Genomic DNA, 19,503 nt, shown 5'->3' with positions numbered 1-19,503 from the left:
TTCATTATTACATATGTAACAGGATGAAAATTGAGTTTTTAAATGATATATCCATAAATTAAAATGGGGGGGTGATATCGTCAGATAGACAAGGACATCAGAAAATTGAAGCCTATATAGCTAATTTGAATATTATTTAAATTAGGGGGATATAACTGATTTTCTTTGAGTTACGCTTCTTCTTGATGGACTGTTTTTTTGCAACATTATTAATGCCCCGAGCTTCCTGGAAGCTCGGGGGGGGGCAGGGCTACTTTTCGGCCCAAATTGATTTCAGCGGCCATATGGTCATCGCAGCAATCGTCGCTGAGTTGCCTTGGCTGTAAACTTCAATGCCGGTGCTGGAAGGATCTGGAAATATCAGATCGGTCAGAACTACTTCACCTTTACCGGAAAAAACGGTGACTGATGATGTATCAACAATAATGCGTAATTTCAGTATGCCGTCATCTGAAAGTGGCAGCGGGGCGCGGTGTTTGGCAGCAAAGCCTGAAAAGAATGTGCTTTCACCCGATTTTGTCCGATCCAGATAGAGTTCTCCTGCCACTGCATCATAACCGATGAGGGTTTCTTCACCCTGTGCACCTTTACGGATCTTGAAACCGACTTCTGCAGCATGCTCCGGCTTCAATTGAGCCTCTATTTCATACACTTGTCCTTGCACACCTGCATCTGCCAACAGAGTGTCTCCTGCCGAGAGTACCGTCTCTTCTTTTAACTGGTAGAGCGGTTTACCACGCAGGCTGGTCATGCTTTCAACCGGGGCCTGGGTGAGTTTGATGTGGTCCCCCACCGTTTGCAGCTCCAACTCTCTGACCAAGGTCTGTCCACCGCGCCAAGAGGTGGTGGGTACACTACCGGCATAATCCCAATTGCTCATCCAACCGATCCAATAACGTTTACCATCGGGAACGCCGTTCCAGGAAACGGCAGCATAGAAATCGGAACCAAAATCTGCCCAGTTGGCGGTTTGTTTCGGTTGATCAGATAAGAGGATTTGGTCAACCAGTATGTGCCCCCAACCACCGGTATTATTATCAATAACTTGGATTTGAGCATTCTCCCCTTTGAGTGATGCGACGTTCCAAGAACGCCAGTCAAGGGCTTCAGAATTTGAGCCGGTCGCGCTATAGATGATTTTGTCATTAACCAGCAGATTTACCGTGGTTTCGGATGAAATCGGTTTGGCTGGTAGATCCGAGGCAATAAAGTGGTCGGCCAGAATATGGCCCCAACCGCCGCTGTTGTCATCAATAATGGCAATCCTGGCCTGCTGCCCTTGATATTCGGCGACATCCCAATTGACCCAGTTCAGGGCTTCGCTGCCATTTCCGGTTGCGCTCCGTGTGACCTCTCCATTTACCAACAGCACCACCGCCGTAGTCCCACTTTTGCCATAGGGATTATTGCCGCCGCCGATCAGGAAGTTGATATAGGATTTTTCAAGGGTAAACGCGGGAGAGGTCAATGTCCCTATTGCCGAATCTCCACCTTCTTTATTGATTAATTTGCCAAAAAAGCTGTTTACCAGATGTGAACCCAGGAAACCGGTGACTTGCTGCTGATCGCCAATGGTGCCAGTGGCAACCTGCTGATTGATAAAATCACCTTCAGCTGTCCATCCGAGTTGACTATAGGTCACCTTTTCATCACCTTCAAAATCTGCACCTGAGAACAATAGATCACCCGTTGGCAATTCAGTTTTCAGGGTACTGTCAGCAACATGGGGATGGTTGCCTCCGCCAACCATAAGGTTGATATAGTTATCGGTAATTTTAAACGAGGGGGACGTTACGGTGCCGATTGCCGCGTCGCTATTGACGAAGGTATTTAGCAACTTCTCACCCTGATACAGGCTTACCCCATTCTGACCTGGATTATTACCTTGCGATACATAGCTATCAGCCAGATCTCCCGTTGCAGTCCATCCCAGCGAGTTATAGCCACCTTCGAAGTTCTCAACAACGGCGCCCTCTGGAGGCGTACTGTCAAAGACATTGTTGTCGTCAGCCTCAAAGGTGGTACCGTTAAAATTACCGACAAAATACTGCGAGCCCGAACCGCCAACCGGCCCACCAGGATTAAGGTTGATGACCATCACCCATTTCCTGTTTGCGGGATCACCATCGACGGGGAGCTCGAATAAATCAGGGCATTCCCACACGCCAGCAGTGGCATTTATTGGCCCGAATTCACTCATAAACTCCCATTCGCGTAGATTTTTAGACGAATACAGGACTGCTTTATGCTGGGTGGCGAGTACCGCGACCATTACCCATTTTTTTTCCGGTTCGAACCAGAACATTTTAGGATCGCGGAACTCTCGGAATTGTTCTTCATAGCCGGTTGGTGGCAAAGGCAATACTGGATTATTAGCATACAACTGCCAAGTGCGGCCTTTATCCAAGCTATAAGCGAGAGATTGCGCCTGAGTGCCTTCCTCAACGGTTTTACCGTTTGCCAATGTCATGCTTGCCGGATAATAGCTGGTATACATCGCTATCATGGCGGGTTTGCCTGGCTCACCCAAGCCGCTGGTGTTATCGATATCGACGACAGCACTGCCAGAGAAAAACATCTGAGTTGCCTTTCCCTCAGCATCTTTCTCAACGGCTAAAGCCACGGGTAGCTCTTCCCAATGTACCAGATCGGTGCTGATGGCATGGCCCCAGGACATGTCGCCCCAGCCATTACCGTTAGGGTTGTATTGATAAAAAAGATGATATTCCCCATCGTAATAAACTAATCCGTTAGGATCGTTTTGCCAGTTTTTAGCTGCGGTATATTGTAATTGAGGTCGATACTTTTCCAGGTAAGAGGATTGAACATGCGTATCCTCGTTTGGGGTATTACTGTTACTTGAGTTATCGCAACCGTAAAGCAGTGAGGCACTGACTGCGATGATTAACCCAGGGGAAAGTTTTTTTTTCATAGGATGACCGTAAGACATAACGTTCCTTGTAGTAATTTTGTTAAAAAATGGACAAGGGAGAGCAATGTATTCATCTGCTCATTGTATTTAACTTCTGTTATATGAAAATTATATCTACCGCTATCTTTCTTCTGCAACTGAAACGATTCAGCTTGTGTTGCAAATAAAACTGAAGAACCTTATGCATTACTGAATCTTATAGATTAAAACTGCAATAAAACCGCTAACCAAGCAAGAGTGTATTTTTTGTTTGTGACGTAAATCAAAATTAATTTAATTATTATCGTTTCATTGCTTTTTTATTGTGATTTAAGTTGAATAATTGGTTGGGTTTGCTGCATGATTAATGTATCGATTCAGCTTTCAATCCTTTTATGATAGAAAAGGGTGGCCATTAGGTTTCAATCTTGTCATGTAGCGATGTAGTACCTTGAATAAAAAGGGGCTGAAGCCATTTTCTCAGTGTCAGCTATTGACGCCGTGGATTAATAACCGCTCAATCATAGATTTCGTTAATCCTGGCGCAAAGTACTCTACTTGTGTGGCTACGAGGTAAAATGCAAAGCACTGAAAATGAATCTGCAAGCGGGATCGCAATAAGGAAAACTTTTCTCTCTAGCAAGTGACAGTGCTGGGGGATTTGTTAAAATAGACCCACTTAATCAAGATAAGATTATTATTATCATGCAGTTAACTCCGGTTTTTCGTCTTATCCCTGTGTTGCTTTTGCTGGTAACGGCAGGTTGCCAGCAACCACGTTCTTCTCAGCAAAAGGATCCGGTCGCCCTTAATGAACAGGTAGAACAGCTGGCTTCAGTGATTGCCAGTACCAAGTATTTGAAATATAAGTGCAATCGTAGTGATTTACCCAGCGATGCGGTTATTGACAAGGTTGCCTACAAAGTCGCCAAGCAACGAGGCTGGAATAACGCTGGCTACGGGGCTTTACCGCAGCGTAGTGAGGAAATTTATCAAAGCCTGATGAGAGACAACACGCCGGAACAAACCAAGTGCAGCAGCTTTAACAGCCTGTTGGCACCTTTTACCGACGAACTGCGTGCAGAAAGGAGCAGTTAGTGACACCAACTTGACGCCTTGTGCCAAGTGTCCGGGCTAGTGGTAAGGTTTATTCTGACTCTTCGGCGGCGCTTTCTCTATCCACCTTGCCGCCCGGCCAATCCTCTAATGCGTCAAGTGTGAATACATCGCCATTGAAGTTAAAGATGGTCACGTCCTGTTGTATTTGTTCAATCGTAAGGTTGGGGGCAGGGCTGTCTCCTTCCTGATAACGCTGACCGTTCAGCGTGATGCTGCGTTTGTCATCTTCCGATGCGTAAACGTGCGCGCTGTATCTTAAAGGGGCTAATTCATCACTGGCTAAGGAGGGGAGGACTTTGTTATCTGGTCCCACTTGCTGCGCCGGTTTATTTTCATCATGCGCAGTTTCTATATCAGCGTTGGTGACCGTATGCCTGGGCATCTCCGTTTTTACCACGGCAGAGGGGACAACTTGAGTCAATGCGGGGGCAGCGAAAGCTTCGTTGTTACGCCAGTGCTGTCCGGAAAACCAGCCTATCGCTATTAACAACAATGCATACACTGGCAGCAGATAGCGGGGAATAAACAGCCCTTTGGCTGGCTGAACGCTGACTTCTGGCTCTACTATCGATTTATTGTCCACATCCCTGAACCTTTAATTAACGCTGATTTCTACAGCCAGAGGTTTTTTATTGGCGTGTCGCCAACGCTGGGTAACGCCAAGGTATGAAGGGTATATCCTGCCAGAAAACTCGGGTCAATAGCATTGTACTGATATTCGGGATTGATGTGACTCAGTTGGTTTAACATCTCGTTTCGGGCCACCTGATGGTGACCCGAAACGAACCGTTTTATTTACTGCTTACAGGCAAACCTGTGCCTTGGGCAGTGACTTGTTGTTTGACCAACAAGGCCACCGACCAGGCTGGTACTGTAACGCTGCCCTCTGCGGTAATATTGATACCGGAGGCGAGTGAGCGGTCTCCCAGGTTTTGTTGGATTGCGCTCAGGGTGAGGTTTTCACCGGTAAAGTCATTAAGCGTTCTGGCTTCCGGCGCTGCGTTGATGATAACGACTAACGCATCGGCTTGTGGATCAAGATCGTTGCCCGCCTGAACTCCATCATCAATGGTCATCACCAGTAAGCCCAGTTGCTGTTCTGCGCCCGTGTTACGGAAATCGACACGCTTCATCACTTCATGGCCGCTACCCAAGGCAATCAGAGGCGAAGATTGGCGCAATTGCGTGAGTTCCTGATAGAACGAGGTCATCTGCGCGATCTCTGTTTGGCCAGGTGTGGCAACAGCATCTTTTACGCTGGCGATCAGCGAATAGTTGTCACCGTCATCGCTGATGCGTGGCATACCAACGTTGAAGTTGTTGTCTTGATAGCTGTAATCCACACGGTTAAACCAGTCCCCAGCATCAAATGAGTCACGGGTAAATGACTTGGAACGCAAGAGTTCTGAGCCTTGTTGATCGAATGCCAGCCCTTGCCCCAACAACGTAGTGGCCAGTGACACCGCCTGCATGCGTACGCGAGTGGTGAGATCGGCTTCACGTGCGGCTTTGTAACTGATCATATCCCATAAGGTTTGGTTGTCGTGTTTGGAAACATAGTTGACCACTTCGGTCGGATCGTTGGCATAGCCCCCAATCGCCCCATTATAGTCAATTTCGCTGCCTTTCCTGACGGAGCCGTCTTTATCGATCAACAGGAATTCAGCCAGGTTGCCGGCCATGCCCAAACGGGTCAGATCGGCCAGATGGCGCACGGTATCCTCATTTTGCTGGGTTAATTCGTTAGCCAATACTCCGGCGCCGTTACCCAGCCCCTGGTTTTGACGTAAGGCATCACCAGAGTCAAATGGGCCGCCTCCGCGAACAGCATCACGCAGACGATCGGAGAAGGTGCCAATGCCGGTGCCTTTTAACGTGATCTGTGAAGCGATTTCGAAGCGATCTTCCTGACCAGAATTCCAACCTTCACCAAAGAAATAAACGTTGGGGTTCACCGATTTTACTTTCTCCCGGGCAGCCAGGATTTGTGCTTTCGGATGATAGCCCATCAGGTCAAAGCGGAATCCGTCAATCTTGTAGTCTCGGCTCCAGACCACCAGAGAGTCTTCAATCAGTTTGGCAAACATCCGGTGTTCGGGGGCCGAGTCGGAACAGCAGGTGGCCGACTCTACACTGCCCGTAGTTTCATTCAAACGTTGATAATACCAGGGCACGATTTTATCCAGCACCGAGGTACGATCCGTTGGGCCTGCCGCATTGGTATGGTTATAAACCACGTCCATGATGATGTTCATACCCAGTTGCTGTTTGATGGTCTGCACCATGGTACGAAACTCTTTGATGCGGGCAGTGCCTTCGGGATTGGTAGCGTAAGAACCTTCAGGCACCGTGTAGTGGAACGGATCATAACCCCAGTTGTAGGAGTCAGTCTGTGCCACATAGCCATTCAATTCCTGCACCTGCGGGTTATCCTGGCTGTCATTCTGTTTCAGTTCTTCAAGTACATCACCGATGGTGGTTGAACTCCCACAGTAGCCAGCAAAACGGCTTTGCTTAACGGCGCTGTTCAGTTCACAAAGCCGACTGAATGGATGGGTGAGATCCGCCACTTTGTCGCTGAACTCATTGACGGTTGCCAGATCGAACACCGGTAACAATTCAATATGGGTTACGCCAGCTTGCCCAAGCTTCCTGAGATGTTGCACCATATTGCTGTCACTGGCAGTCAACGCCAGATATTTACCCCGTACCTGTTCAGGAACGGTCTGATCCCAGGCGGAAAGATCACGGACATGCGACTCATGGATGACCATCTTGGCAATATCAGCCTGGCTGGTCTGCGGGTGTGGCATTGCCAGACCGTCCCAGCCTTCTGGTTTCAACGCGCTGTCATTGAGATCCACGACCTGGCTGTATTCGGAGTTCGTGGAGAGGCTATGGGAGTAAGGGTCGGTGACTTCATACTGCTCCACTTTGCGCGATTGCGGATGATAAACGGTCAGGGCGTAACGATAAAAAGCGTCCTTAAGGTCGTGACTTCCTTGATATGACCAGGCACCGGACTCGTTATCTCTGGTCATCGGATGGCTACCAATGACTTTTTTATCCGCACTGTAGATCACCAGTTCTGCCTGCTGGGCCGTTGGTGCCCAGACACGGAAAGTGACGCCAGAATCGGTCAGCAGAGCACCATACTCCAGGCCTTCCGCTGCGGCTGAGAAGCGATCATCAAGAACGCCAGCGGTCTGTACCTGGGTTGCTGAAATAAGGATGCCGTCCTGATTGGCGGCCAGGGCGACGGTCTCGCCGCTAAGCAGTTCGTCTACTTTTGCATTATCCGGCAACTTGAAGGCGGCATAATCCGCAAGGTGAGGGAAGCGCGAACCCAGTTCCTGGCTGATGCTGGTCGGTGTCAGAGAAATATAGCGATCGGTAAATTTCCCTTCGCTGTTGGCAGCCACTTTGCCACTGTGGTTATAGTACAGACGTACGATAGGTTTCCCTTCCCCGGCTGGCCACAGCAGGGTGTGTTTATCTACCCAATGGGCTTCAGCCAGAGCAACCCCGAAGGCCGCGCGGAAAGCTTCGGCACGGGTATCATAAAGCGTACTGCTGCCTGCAAGCGCAGAAACGGTCCTGTCCGGAAAATCACTGAACGATAAACGCATATCCGTATCAATCAGCTTATTGGTGCCATCACGCAGAATGAAGTTGATACACCCAGTGGTTTTGGTCAGTGGTAACACCCAGTACGGGCCATAACTGTCGTTGCCTGTCGGTGTTGTACTGGTGTCATTCCAGTCCCCAGAGGGATTATCCAGGGCATCACAGGTATCGTTATTCCACAAAAACAGGTTCTTGGTGCTGTAATCAGCGGCGGAGCCGCTGGTGATACCAGCAATATCGACCAGATGAATTACCGCCTGGTTTTCACCTGCCATGACGGCTTCGCCAGGCATGGCTATGTCAGGCAGGCGTGCAATCGGCTCTTGGTTGTTGGTATCGGGGCTAACGTCTGAAGAATTATTATTATCACAGCCGCTCAATATGATAAGCGAGCCGAAAAGTAGGGCATTACAGGTATTTTTCAGCATTCTAAATTCCCTATCAGGCTTACATTATAGAAAGTAAAAAATCGTATCAATGTGTAAAGCAGTGGTATTAGATATTGCATGCTGAGGAGGAGCATCCTCCTGCTTTAGGAGGAGGAGGGGCGTAGGTGGCAGGAGGAACCGAAGTTTAGAGGAGGGAGATAAAACAGGTTAAATCGCTTTTATGTTAGCGAGATTAAGAAATAAATAGCTATAAAAACAGAAAGATAAATTATTTCGATAAGTAAAAATAATGATTTATTATTTAGGGGAGTATGTATAAAGTAACCACTTCTGAGAGGATGTATTCAGAAAGGTAAGGGCTGACAGAGGTACTGAGTTGTAAGGTTTCAGTCATAACCTTACATATTCTCAAACGACAATGCCCCCAACGATATGCCCACCGACTGACTGATATCGGTGAACTTCTAGCTGGCGTAAACAGAGAAGCAGGCAAAGGAAGGCAAGATGCGATTTTCTGTATTGTTATCGGTATGCAGAGAGGCTACTGTCAGGCTGTTAACGCCGCGATGGGCTTTATGCGTGCTGTCACTGTTGATTTGCAATCAACTCGCCTTGCTCACCTGGCACGGGCTCCTGCCCCCTGAAATATCCCCTGTACGCTTATCCAAAGCAGACTTCGCACCAGTAACAACTGGCGGTGGAGGTGAGTCTGAACGTTACCGCTTCACCCTCTTTGGTACTTCGGCACCCTCATCTTCCGCCACTGAGCATTCGGTCTCTGAGCAAACCCTGCGTAATGCACCGCCTTCTTCTCTCAAGCTAAACCTGACCGGCATTGTCGCCAGCCCCAGTTCAGAGCGTTCCATCGCCATTATCGCCAAAGATAGCAAACAGTTCAGCCTTGGCGTGGGGGATCAGGTGCCTGGTTATGACGCCCGAATTGCGTCAATTTTTGCCGATCGTATCGTGATCTCTTATCAGGGCAATTATGAATCGTTGTTGCTGTTTAGCGAGCAACCCGAGGCCGCTAAAAGTGACAAAAAAACCTCAGCGTCGCAGCTCAAGGCACAACTGCAAAAGCAGCCGCAAAGCATTCTTAATTACCTGAATATCTCACCGGTGATGGTGGATGACAAACTCATCGGCTATCGACTCAATCCGGGCAAACAAGGGGAGTTATTCCGCAAGGTCGGGCTGCATGAAAACGATCTTGCCATAGCGCTTAATGGCCTGGATCTGCGCGATGCACAGCAGGCTCAACAGGCATTGAAACAGCTTTCAGAACTCAGTGAACTGAATCTTACCGTGGAGCGTGGCGGTCAGTTACAGGATATCTATTTGGCTCTTGGAGATGACTAATTGTTAAATACAAAAATAATCAGGAGCTTACGCATTGTGCTACTGGCGGTGATGCTGCTTGGTACTCGGCAGGGCTGGAGTGCCGAGTTTTCTGCCAGCTTCAAGGGCACGGATATTCAGGAGTTTATTAATACGGTCAGCAAGAACCTGAATAAAACGGTGATTATCGATCCTGCCGTGCGCGGTACTATCACCGTACGCAGTTATGACATGCTCAATGAGGAGCAGTATTACCAGTTCTTCCTCAGCGTGCTGGACGTTTATGGCTTTGCCGTGGTGGATATGCGTAACGGCGTGTTGAAAGTGGTGCGTTCCAAGGATGCGAAAACCGCTGCGGTGCCGGTAGCCAGCGATGCCCAGCCGGGCGAGGGTGATGAAGTGGTGACACGTGTCGTGCCGGTCAATAACGTGGCGGCACGCGATCTTGCCCCGTTACTCCGTCAATTGAACGATAACGCCGGGGCTGGCAGTGTTGTGCATTATGAGCCTTCCAACGTATTACTGATGACCGGGCGTGCGGCGGTGATCAAACGTTTGATGGCGATTGTTGAACGGGTTGACAAGGTAGGCGACCGTAGTGTGGTAACGGTACCGCTGGCCTATGCGTCTGCTGCTGAAGTCGTCAAACTGGTCACCGAATTAACCAAGGATGCCAGCAAATCAGCGATGCCAAGCCTGATGGTAGCCAATCTTGTTGCGGATGAGCGAACCAACTCGGTCCTGGTCAGCGGAGAACCCAACTCCCGCCAGCGGATTATCGCCATGATCAAGCAGCTGGATCGTGAGCAGGCCGTGCAGGGCAACACCAAAGTGATTTACCTGAAGTATGCCAAAGCCACCGATCTGGTTGAGGTGTTGACTGGCGTCAGTACCAGTATTCAAAGTGAGCAACAGAATGCCAAGCCGGCGGAAGCGCTGCGTAAAGACATCACCATCAAAGCCCATGAGCAAACCAATTCACTGATACTGACGGCGGCTCCGGATGTCATGCGAGATCTGGAAAAGGTGATTACTCAGTTGGATATTCGTCGTGCACAGGTGCTGGTGGAGGCGATTATCGCCGAGGTACAAGACGCCGATGGTTTGAACCTGGGGATCCAGTGGGCTAACAAGAATGCCGGAGTGACGCAGTTCACCAATACCGGTTTGCCTATCACCACGGCGATTGCCGGCGCCAATCAATACAATCAGGACGGGACGGTGAACAGTACCCTGGCCAGTGCTCTCAGCAGTTTTAACGGTATTGCTGCCGGTTTTTATCAGGGCAATTGGGCAATGCTACTGACCGCGCTTTCCAGCAGTAGCAAGAATGACATTCTGGCGACACCGAGCATTGTCACGCTTGATAACATGGAGGCGACGTTCAATGTCGGCCAGGAAGTTCCTGTCCTCTCCGGCTCGCAAACGACGTCGGGCGATAATATCTTCAACACGGTGGAGCGTAAAACCGTCGGCATTAAGCTGAAGGTCAAACCTCAGATCAACGAAGGGGACTCAGTGCTGCTGGAGATCGAGCAGGAGGTTTCCAGTGTGGCTGATGCGGCTTCCAGCAGCAGTGCTAATTTGGGGGCGACCTTTAATACCCGCACGGTCAATAACGCGGTGCTGGTAGGCAGCGGCGAAACCGTAGTGGTGGGGGGCTTGCTGGATAAAACCGTCCGCGACAGCACGGACAAGGTCCCGGTGCTGGGGGATATCCCGGTGCTGGGCTATCTGTTCCGCTCCAACAGCAAACAGGTTTCCAAGCGCAACCTGATGCTGTTCATCCGCCCGTCAATCATCCGTGATCGTGATCAGTATCGCCGCGCCTCCTCAGAAAAGTATCAGGCTTTTAATCAGGAACAAGACCAACAGCGTGGCAAACAAGGGAGCGCAGCCACGCTGAACAACGAGGTATTGAAGTTGCCACCCGATCAAAACGGTGCCACTTTCCGCCAGGTTAATGCCGCGATCAGTGCATTCTATTCAACGGGGGGACGATGAATACCCTCCCCGAGGACCTGAGTGAATTACGCCCGCAGTTGCCATTTGCCTATGCGCGCGAGCAACGCATTTTGCTGTTGCGGGATCATGCTGGGTGCCGTGTACTCCGTCTGGCGGAAACCACCGCCACAGCATTGCTTGAGGCGCGTAGGGTGGCAGGGTGTGGGCTGACTATCAGTACGGTGTCGGGTGAAGAGTTTGAGAAACAACTGGTGATCAGCTACCAGCGCGATTCGAAAGAGGCGCGACGCATGATGACCGATATCGGCAATGAAATGGATTTTTATACCTTGGCAGAAGAGCTACCCGACAGCGACGACTTGCTGGATGCCGATGATGATGCTCCTATTATCCGCCTGATCAACGCGATGCTGACTGAAGCCATCAAGGATAAAGCATCGGATATCCACATTGAAACCTATGAACGCCATTTGCAGATCCGTTTCCGGGTCGATGGCGTGTTGCGTGAAATTCTTCGCCCTCAGCGGCGGCTGGCCTCTTTATTGATATCGCGCATCAAGGTCATGGCGCGGCTGGATATTGCCGAGAAGCGGATCCCCCAGGATGGGCGCATGGCACTGCGAATCGGTGGCCGAGCCATTGATGTGCGGGTTTCGACCTTACCGTCTAATTATGGCGAACGAATCGTTCTGCGTTTACTGGATAAAAACAGCGTCAGTCTGGATCTCGCCGCGCTTGGCATGTCTTCACATAATCGGCGGCAGATCGATGAACTGATCCAGCGGCCACATGGCATTATCCTCGTCACCGGTCCTACAGGTTCGGGTAAGAGCACCACCCTCTATGCAGCATTGAGCCGCCTCAATGCCAGCGAACGCAATATCATGACGGTCGAAGACCCGATCGAGTATGAACTCGAGGGTATCGGCCAGACGCAGGTAAACCCCAAGGTAGATATGACATTTGCTCGCGGTTTGCGGGCCATTCTGCGTCAGGATCCTGATGTGGTGCTGGTCGGTGAGATCCGCGACAGCGAAACCGCTCAGATTGCGGTTCAGGCATCACTGACAGGGCACCTGGTACTCTCCACGCTGCACACCAACAGCGCGCTGGGGGCCTTATCGCGGCTGCAGGATATGGGCATCGAGCCTTTTTTGCTTTCCACCTCATTACTGGCCGTGCTGGCACAGCGACTGGTTCGCACACTCTGCCCCGATTGTCGCCAAACGTACGCCGCCGATCCGATCCTGGCCGATCAGATGGGGATTTTACCCGGAACCCCATTATGGCAGCCGAAAGGATGCTCACAGTGTAATTTTACCGGTTACCGTGGGCGTACTGGTATTCATGAACTGCTGCTGATTGATGACCGAGTGCGTACGGCGATCCACCAGGGAGAGAGTGAATTCACGATTGCTCGTCAATTACGTCATGAATACAAAACATTGCGCCAGGGGGGATTGGAAAAAGTGTTGGCGGGCGAGACTAGTTGGGAAGAGGTGATCCGCGTGACCGAAAGCCAGTCTCAGGAAGAGGGATGACATGGCCCTATTCCATTATCAAGCGTTAGACGAGCGCGGCAAAAAACGGCGGGGAGTGCAGGAAGCGGATTCAGCCCGCCACGCCCGTCAACTTTTACGGGAACAGGGGTTGGTCCCTGTAAGCCTGGACGAAGGGCAGGATGAGCGCCAGCAGGCGCAAAGCGGGCGGCGTCTTTCATGGGGGCGGGGGATTAGCAGTGCCGATCTGGCGTTGTTGACTCGTCAGCTTGCGACCTTGGTTGCCGCTTCCTTACCCTTGGAGGAGGCGCTTGATGCCGTGGCAAAACAGAGTGAAAAACCCCGCCAGCGCAGCCTGATGGCCGCAGTGCGCACCAAAGTACTGGAGGGGCATTCCTTGGCGGAGGCCATGAGCGGTTATCCCACCAGTTTTGAGCGGCTGTACTGCGCGATGGTGGCCGCAGGTGAAGCCTCTGGTCATCTGGATCTGGTTCTGAACCGGTTGGCGGATTACACCGAGCAGCGCCAGCAAATGCGAGCTCGTATCCTGCAGGCGATGATCTACCCTTGCGTGCTGACGGTGGTAGCCATCAGCGTGATAGCCATTTTACTTTCCGCCGTCGTGCCCAAGGTGGTGGAACAGTTTATTCACATGAAGCAGGCACTTCCGCTATCAACGCGTGTGCTGATGGCGCTGAGTGACGGAGTTCGAGCCTTTGGCCCTTGGGTGCTGCTGTTGATGTTATTGGCGCCGATGCTGATGCGTCTGTTGCTGCGCCAAGAAGCGCGGCGCATTGCTTTCCATCGGCAGTTGCTGCGCCTCCCGGTGATCGGACGCATCGCAAGAGGGCTCAATACCGCCCGTTACGCCAGAACGCTGAGCATTCTCAATGCCAGCGCAGTGCCATTGCTGCAAGCGATGCGCATCAGCGGAGAGGTATTAACCAATGAATATGCGCGCCGCCAGCTGTCACTGGCAACGGAATCGGTACGCGAGGGGGTGAGCCTGCATCGGGCTCTGGAAATCACTGCGCTGTTTCCCCCGATGATGCGGCACATGATCGCCAGCGGTGAACGCAGTGGAGAACTGGACAGCATGCTGGAACGTGCGGCAGACAACCAGGATCGGGAGTTTACTGCCCAAATGCAGTTGGCATTGGGGCTTTTTGAGCCCTTGTTGGTGGTGAGTATGGCGGGCGTGGTGCTGTTTATCGTTTTGGCGATCCTGCAGCCAATCCTGCAATTAAATACCTTGATGAGTATGTAAATTCAATCTGCAAATAACGGAGAGAAAAATGCGGCAACAGCGTCAGCGAGGTTTTACCCTGCTGGAAATTATGGTGGTGATTGTGATCCTGGGCATCCTGGCGAGTCTGGTAGTGCCTAATCTGATGGGAAATAAAGAGAAGGCGGACCATCAGAAGGTCGTCAGCGATATTGTCGCGCTGGAGAGCGCGTTGGATATGTACAAGCTGGATAACAGTCGATATCCCACCACCGAACAAGGGTTGCAGGCACTGGTGACCAAGCCCTCGGCACAACCAGAACCGCGCAGTTATCCCCAAGGTGGCTATATTCGCCGTTTGCCGCAGGATCCTTGGGGGGCAGACTATCAGTTGCTTAGCCCGGGCCAACACGGTCAGTTAGACGTTTTCTCTTATGGGCCCGATGGCATACCGGACACCGAGGATGATATCGGTAACTGGACTATCGGTAAGAAGTAGTGCGCCAACGCGGCTTTACGTTGTTGGAAATGATGCTGGTTGTGCTGCTGATCGGGAGTGCTGCCAGCTTGGTGATCATGTCATTTCCGGCCATGCAACAAAATAACCCGCAGCTACAGCTGAAACGCTTTCAGGCTCAGTTGGAGTTTGCCATGGATGCCGCGGTGCAAAATGACCAGTTGCTGGGGATCCGGGTTCGACCAGACGGCTGGCAATTCCAAATGCTACAGCGTCAGGCCGCTGAAAAACGCGGGGCAGTATCTGGCTCGGATAGTTGGCAAGGTTACGCCTGGCAGAATTGGCAACCCCGTCAGGCGGCGTTAGGAAGCCAAATGCCTGATGATATTCGGCTCAAGCTGCATTTCCCCGATCGGCAGGAGTGGCCGCGTGCTGCGGAGTTGGCACCGGAACCCGATATTCTGCTGTTACCCGGCGGGGAGGTTACACCGTTTGAGCTGGTTTTCAGTGAGGCCGGTAGTCAACCATTGGTTTGGTTGCGGGTGGACGCAGCAGGCGCGATCGATTCGTCAGCAAACGGAGCCGCACAATGAATACCCAAAGAGGGATGACATTGCTCGAAGTGCTGGTGGCACTGATCGTTTTCGCTTTGGCGGGGTTAGCCGTGCTGCAAACCACGGCACAACAGGCTGGCAGCATTGGCCGTATGGAGGAAAAAATACTGGCAAGCTGGTTGGCGGATAATCAACAGGTCAGGTTACATCTTGAGAAAACCTGGCCGGAAAAGCGCTGGATCGGCACCACGGTGACCTATGCGGGCGAGGAGTGGTCTGTACGCTGGCAGGGGGTTGATACCGAACTGGGTCAATTACGGGCACTCGATGTTGAGGTGCGGCGTCATAAAGAAGACGCTGCGCCAGTGGTTTCTTTACGCAGCTACGTGGTGCGGGAATGAAATGCCGTAGCCAGCGGGGCTTCACGTTGCTTGAGATGCTGTTGGCATTGGCGATTTTTGCTGCGTTGAGCATCAGTGCCTTCCAGGTGTTGCAGGGGGTGATGCGCAATGATGAGATTTCGCAGCGCAAAGCACAGCGGTTGGCCGAGCTTCAACGTGCTTTTATACAGCTGGAAGGGGATTTCGGTCAGATTATCCCTCGCCATCACAGAGGGAATGAACGCGTATTTTCCGCGGCGCGCTATCAATTACAAAGTGAGGACTGGGGCGTCTCTTTCATGCGCAACGGTTGGCAAAACCCGATGGGGATGTTGCCCCGCGCCGAGTTACAACCGGTGGGATATCGTCTGCGCCATCAGCAGTTAGAGCGGTTGAGCTATGCCCATGCGGATCCGCTCGTTGGGGAAGCGCCGGTGGTCAAGGTCTTGCTCAATGAGGTCAGTGTCTTTCGTCTGCGCTTTTTTGCTGAGGGGACGTGGCGGGAGAGTTGGGACAACGGGTCGGTTTTGCCGCAGGGGATTGAAGTGACATTAGTGGTTGCTGGCGTGGGTGAATTGACCCGTCTGTTTTTGATCACGGCGGTGGGGCAAGAATGAGGGCGAGGCAAAAGGGCGTTGCCCTGCTGGTGGTGTTGCTGATCCTGGCGCTGATGGTGACGATTGCAGCGACCATTGCCGAGCGAAATGGGCGCACCTATCTGCGCACAGCGGCTCATTTGGATCGCCAGCAGGCAAAATGGTATGCCCGCTCGGCAGAGGCACTGGCGGTGAAAATTTTGCAACGAGACGCGCTGGATTCACCTAATAAAACGCATTTGGCGCAAAACTGGGCGCAAGAACAGCGCCGTTTCCCCGTTGAAGGCGGGGAGGTGTTTGGGCAGATTGTTGATGGCCAGGCCTGCTTTAATCTCAATGCCATTAACCAAGGGGCTGCTACTGAAGGCATGCAGCCGACATTGCCTTACCCTACCCAGGTTTTTAGACAGTTGTTAATCAACCTGGGGGAAGATCCCCTGCGTGCGACGCAGATAGCCGCGGCACTGCGTGACTGGATAGACAGTGATAGCGAGCCAGGCATTGATGGGGCTGAAGATGAGGTCTACATGGCCCAGGCGGTGGCTTATTTGCCCGCCAATCAACCCATGCAGGATGTCAGTGAGTTGCGGACCATCTCTGGGGTTGATGCCAGCCTTTATCGGCGTCTTTTGCCTTACGTTTGCGCGCTGCCAACCCAGACGCTGTTGGTAAACGTTAATACCCTGAGTGAGTCTCAAGGGCCATTACTGGCGGCGCTATTTCTCAAGGAGCTTGATTCAGCCATGGCGACTCGATTGTTACAACAGCGTCCACGTGAAGGGTGGAGCAGTACGACGGCATTTTTGGCACAGGTTGCCCTTAAGGACATCGACACCTCAACGGTCAGATCGCTGTTGACGATAAAGAGTGAGCTGTTTTTAGCCAGTTTCACCGTGCTGATGGGGGAGACTCACTATAGCCAGCGCAGCCTGTTGCGCAAAGCCGGTAACAGTTTCCAGGTAGTACAGCGGCAATATGGATTAAGCATGATGGTGGAGCCTTGATGCCTAACAGAAAGCCCCGTGAGCAAGCCAGGTTGATATTGCGCTTACCCAGCGATGAAACGCAGCCAGTGTTGTGGTATTTCGCTTCAGCAGGCGGTCATCAGCAAGGTAGTTTGGCTATGGGGGAGAACGATGACCAATTGGTGAGCCTGCTTGCCAGATATCCTGCCTGGGTATTGGTGCCTGCGAGCGAGTTGGTTTTCCATCGTGTGACGCTGCCTCGTCGTGCCAGGCGTCAGCGTCTGCAAGTGCTGCCGTTTATGCTGGAGGAGCAACTGGCAACGGATGTGGAACGGCTGCATTTTGCCATTTTGCAGCAAAGTGGTGATGTGTGTGACGTTGCGGTAGTTGATAAAAGCCTTATGCATCAGTGGATAGCCCGTTGTGAACGTCTGGGGGTGCAGGTGCAGGCAATGTTGCCAGATGTGCTGGCGTTACCCTTGGCCGCCGACGGTTGGAGTGTGGTCAGTCTCAATGATCAATGGCTGTTTCGCCGGGAAAAGCATGCCGGCATGATTGTTGAATCCTCCTGGTTATCGGAGTTTTTGGCCGTGTGGGCACCGCCGGTAATTGAAAGCTACTCCGCACCACCAGCATTAACCGCTAGCCCTCCGGAATGGCGTGTTCAACCACCGCGGGATTTACTGCAACTGGCGGCAGAAGGCGTGCACGATAGCGGAGCCGATCTGCGCCAGGGCGAATTCACCCGCTCGAGCCCCTGGCGTACACGATTACGCCCCTGGCGAACCGTGATGATGGTATTAACGGGGTATTTACTGCTGTTGTGTGTGAGCGCCGGGCTATCTCATTACCGGCTTTGGCAACAGGCTGAACATTGGCGGCAGGAAAGTGTGCGGGTCTACCAACAGCTGTTTCCGGCTGATAAAAAGGTGGTTAACCCGCGCGTGCAGATGCAGCAGCACTTGCAGCAATTACAGCCTATCGAGCAAGCCGGTGTGGTCGCACAGATGCGCCAATTGCAACAGCTGATGGCGGAGAACTCGGCAATCCGGTTCCAGGCGCTGTCTTATGACGCTAGCCGTAAAGAGCTGAAAGTCGATATACAGGCGGCCTCTTTTCAGGCGTTGGAACAGTTTCAGGTTGCTGCCGGGCAGCGTTATCAGGTGCAACCTGGCGAAATCAAGCAGAATCCAACTGGGGTAGAGGGCCGACTGACTCTGGGGATAAAGGATGAATGAACTCAAGCACCGCTGGCTACAGCTCAGCCTTCGGGAACGAGGGTTAGTATTAGGTTGTGGTGTATTGGTTATCGTGAGCTTGTGCTACTACGCACTGTGGCTGCCTTGGCAACAACAGGCTAGCCAATGGCAGCGTACTATCGCCCGTGAACAAAACACGGTGCAATGGATGTTGCAACAGGCTCCGCGCTTGCGCCAGCAGGGGATGCAACCCATACAGGATACCTCCCTAAGCTTGTCGGCCAGGGTGGCACAGAGCGCTGCAGATCAAAACATGAACATTACCCGCATGCAGCCTCAGGGAGAGCGGTTGGCGGTCACGCTGGAACCTGGCGATTTTAATGCCCTGATGCTTTGGCTCACACAGTTGGAAAAGCGCTATAGCGTTCGCATTGTGGCGCTTGAGGTGGCGATGCGTCCCGATAAACCCGGATGGGTGACGGTAAACAAACTGATGCTGGAGCGCAGCGATGGGCGCTAAAGCCAAAAAGGCCGTGCTTTTGTTGGTTTGTTATCTCCTATTGCTGGGAGGCCACGCGCCGGCACGAGTAATACAAGCTTTTATACCCGCAGATATGAAGGTCGGTGGCTTTTCGGGTTCCCTGTGGCAGGGTAGTTTGCACCAGTTAAGCTGGCGTAACGTTATGCTGGCAAAAGTGAATTGGCAGTTCACTTTCTCCTCTTGGATGCCAGCCTTAGAGATTGAGTTAAGGGATCCGCAAGGCTTACAGGGAGCCGGTATCCTGCGTGGTTGGCAGGATCTGCAACTGCATGAGTGGCAACTCTCTGTTCCTGCAGATGTTGTGCGCCAACAGTTGTCGTTGCCTTTGCCGATCACTGCCCAGGGAGAGCTTCGACTGCGGTTGCAACAAGGAGAGTTCAGTTCCGCGGGTTGCCGGAGTCTTGACGGAGGTGTTGTCAACTGGCAGCACGCACAGCTTGCGACCCCGTTGGGGGCGTTGGAGCTGGCTAACGTGCAAGGCCAATTGAGCTGTGATGGAAAAGGGGCTCTGGTGTTGGTGCTGAAACAAGACTCCTCTCATCTGAGCCTGACGGGGCGTGGCACCGTCGGATTTGACGGGCGCTATCAGTTCAACGGTCAGGTGCGCCGAGGGCCGGTATTACCGGAGACGATGAGGCCACTGATAAATCAGTTAGGCAGGGCCAACGATCAGGGGCAGATACCCTGGCAGGTTCAGGGGCGGTTGCTTTAAACGGCGCTAGGCTGTCTTAAAAGGGT

The 19,503-nt window shown here is 52.0% G+C and carries 16 protein-coding genes; 13 read left to right on the top strand and 3 right to left on the bottom strand.

Going from position 1 to position 19,503, the window contains the following annotated elements:
• Positions 1-250: 250 nt before the first annotated feature.
• Positions 251-2,950: a glycoside hydrolase family 32 protein gene (locus D9980_RS11345; protein WP_121607348.1), complete on the bottom strand. Its 2,700-nt coding sequence runs from the start codon at positions 2,948-2,950 to the stop codon at positions 251-253.
• Between the two features lie 666 nt (positions 2,951-3,616).
• On the opposite strand from D9980_RS11345, the gene gspS reads away from it, so the two are divergent.
• Entirely contained in the window at positions 3,617-4,009 is a 393-nt protein-coding gene (gene gspS, locus D9980_RS11340) for a type II secretion system pilot lipoprotein GspS (RefSeq protein WP_121607347.1), read from the top strand.
• A 49-nt stretch (positions 4,010-4,058) separates the two neighbouring features.
• Here gspS and gspB read toward each other — a convergent pair whose 3' ends face one another.
• Together gspB and pulA are read right to left on the bottom strand one after the other, a co-directional pair.
• Positions 4,059-4,613, bottom strand: a complete 555-nt coding sequence (gene gspB, locus D9980_RS11335) for a type II secretion system assembly factor GspB (protein ID WP_121607346.1) — start codon at positions 4,611-4,613, stop codon at positions 4,059-4,061.
• Positions 4,614-4,821: 208 nt separating this feature from the next.
• Positions 4,822-8,085, bottom strand: a complete 3,264-nt coding sequence (gene pulA, locus D9980_RS11330) for a pullulanase-type alpha-1,6-glucosidase (protein ID WP_121607345.1) — start codon at positions 8,083-8,085, stop codon at positions 4,822-4,824.
• A 465-nt stretch (positions 8,086-8,550) separates the two neighbouring features.
• Between pulA and gspC the strand changes: the two genes are divergently transcribed.
• Genes gspC through D9980_RS11270 form a run of 12 tightly spaced genes read left to right on the top strand, consistent with a single transcriptional unit; the run spans position 8,551 to position 19,477 of the window.
• A complete protein-coding gene (gspC, locus tag D9980_RS11325) occupies positions 8,551-9,405 on the top strand; it encodes a type II secretion system protein GspC (protein ID WP_121607344.1) in 855 nt (284 codons plus the stop codon).
• An 18-nt stretch (positions 9,406-9,423) separates the two neighbouring features.
• A complete protein-coding gene (gspD, locus tag D9980_RS11320; RefSeq protein ID WP_024485903.1) occupies positions 9,424-11,388 on the top strand; it encodes a type II secretion system secretin GspD in 1,965 nt (654 codons plus the stop codon).
• Positions 11,385-12,890 carry a type II secretion system ATPase GspE gene (gene gspE, locus D9980_RS11315; protein ID WP_121607343.1) on the top strand — a complete coding sequence of 502 codons (1,506 nt, stop codon included), beginning with the start codon at positions 11,385-11,387 and terminating at the stop codon, positions 12,888-12,890. Before gspD ends, gspE begins: the two co-directional genes overlap by 4 nt.
• 1 nt (position 12,891) lies before the next feature.
• Positions 12,892-14,115 carry a type II secretion system inner membrane protein GspF gene (gspF, locus tag D9980_RS11310; RefSeq protein WP_121607342.1) on the top strand — a complete coding sequence of 408 codons (1,224 nt, stop codon included), beginning with the start codon at positions 12,892-12,894 and terminating at the stop codon, positions 14,113-14,115.
• A gap of 28 nt (positions 14,116-14,143) precedes the next feature.
• Positions 14,144-14,572, top strand: a complete 429-nt coding sequence (gene gspG / locus D9980_RS11305; protein ID WP_024530061.1) for a type II secretion system major pseudopilin GspG — start codon at positions 14,144-14,146, stop codon at positions 14,570-14,572.
• Positions 14,572-15,123 carry a type II secretion system minor pseudopilin GspH gene (gene gspH, locus D9980_RS11300; protein WP_121607341.1) on the top strand — a complete coding sequence of 184 codons (552 nt, stop codon included), beginning with the start codon at positions 14,572-14,574 and terminating at the stop codon, positions 15,121-15,123. Before gspG ends, gspH begins: the two co-directional genes overlap by 1 nt.
• Positions 15,120-15,485 (top strand): type II secretion system minor pseudopilin GspI, encoded by a 366-nt coding sequence (gene gspI, locus D9980_RS11295; RefSeq protein ID WP_074028120.1) that lies wholly within the window; start codon positions 15,120-15,122, stop codon positions 15,483-15,485. Before gspH ends, gspI begins: the two co-directional genes overlap by 4 nt.
• Positions 15,482-16,081 (top strand): type II secretion system minor pseudopilin GspJ, encoded by a 600-nt coding sequence (gene gspJ, locus D9980_RS11290; RefSeq protein ID WP_121607340.1) that lies wholly within the window; start codon positions 15,482-15,484, stop codon positions 16,079-16,081. The genes gspI and gspJ overlap by 4 nt, the downstream gene beginning before the upstream one ends.
• Positions 16,078-17,064 (top strand): type II secretion system minor pseudopilin GspK, encoded by a 987-nt coding sequence (gene gspK, locus D9980_RS11285; RefSeq protein WP_121607339.1) that lies wholly within the window; start codon positions 16,078-16,080, stop codon positions 17,062-17,064. Before gspJ ends, gspK begins: the two co-directional genes overlap by 4 nt.
• Positions 17,064-18,263, top strand: a complete 1,200-nt coding sequence (gene gspL / locus D9980_RS11280; protein ID WP_121607338.1) for a type II secretion system protein GspL — start codon at positions 17,064-17,066, stop codon at positions 18,261-18,263. The genes gspK and gspL overlap by 1 nt, the downstream gene beginning before the upstream one ends.
• Entirely contained in the window at positions 18,256-18,744 is a 489-nt protein-coding gene (gene gspM, locus D9980_RS11275; protein ID WP_121607337.1) for a type II secretion system protein GspM, read from the top strand. The genes gspL and gspM overlap by 8 nt, the downstream gene beginning before the upstream one ends.
• Positions 18,734-19,477: a type II secretion system protein N gene (locus D9980_RS11270; RefSeq protein ID WP_121607336.1), complete on the top strand. Its 744-nt coding sequence runs from the start codon at positions 18,734-18,736 to the stop codon at positions 19,475-19,477. Before gspM ends, D9980_RS11270 begins: the two co-directional genes overlap by 11 nt.
• Positions 19,478-19,503 lie beyond the last annotated feature (26 nt).

The organism is Serratia sp. 3ACOL1 (genome assembly GCF_003668775.1).
In the GTDB taxonomy this organism is placed as follows: Bacteria; Pseudomonadota; Gammaproteobacteria; order Enterobacterales; family Enterobacteriaceae; genus Chania; species Chania fonticola.
This window is presented reverse-complemented; position numbering and strand designations above follow the sequence as displayed.

Coding starts and splice junctions, on each gene's coding strand:
- D9980_RS11345 (WP_121607348.1), bottom strand. CDS start 2,950: ATGTCTTACGGTCATCCTATGAAAAAAAAACTTTCCCCTGGGTTAATC.
- gspS (WP_121607347.1), top strand. CDS start 3,617: ATGCAGTTAACTCCGGTTTTTCGTCTTATCCCTGTGTTGCTTTTGCTG.
- pulA (WP_121607345.1), bottom strand. CDS start 8,085: ATGCTGAAAAATACCTGTAATGCCCTACTTTTCGGCTCGCTTATCATA.
- gspC (WP_121607344.1), top strand. CDS start 8,551: ATGCGATTTTCTGTATTGTTATCGGTATGCAGAGAGGCTACTGTCAGG.
- gspE (WP_121607343.1), top strand. CDS start 11,385: ATGAATACCCTCCCCGAGGACCTGAGTGAATTACGCCCGCAGTTGCCA.
- gspF (WP_121607342.1), top strand. CDS start 12,892: ATGGCCCTATTCCATTATCAAGCGTTAGACGAGCGCGGCAAAAAACGG.
- gspG (WP_024530061.1), top strand. CDS start 14,144: ATGCGGCAACAGCGTCAGCGAGGTTTTACCCTGCTGGAAATTATGGTG.
- gspI (WP_074028120.1), top strand. CDS start 15,120: ATGAATACCCAAAGAGGGATGACATTGCTCGAAGTGCTGGTGGCACTG.
- gspJ (WP_121607340.1), top strand. CDS start 15,482: ATGAAATGCCGTAGCCAGCGGGGCTTCACGTTGCTTGAGATGCTGTTG.
- gspK (WP_121607339.1), top strand. CDS start 16,078: ATGAGGGCGAGGCAAAAGGGCGTTGCCCTGCTGGTGGTGTTGCTGATC.
- gspL (WP_121607338.1), top strand. CDS start 17,064: ATGCCTAACAGAAAGCCCCGTGAGCAAGCCAGGTTGATATTGCGCTTA.
- gspM (WP_121607337.1), top strand. CDS start 18,256: ATGAATGAACTCAAGCACCGCTGGCTACAGCTCAGCCTTCGGGAACGA.
- D9980_RS11270 (WP_121607336.1), top strand. CDS start 18,734: ATGGGCGCTAAAGCCAAAAAGGCCGTGCTTTTGTTGGTTTGTTATCTC.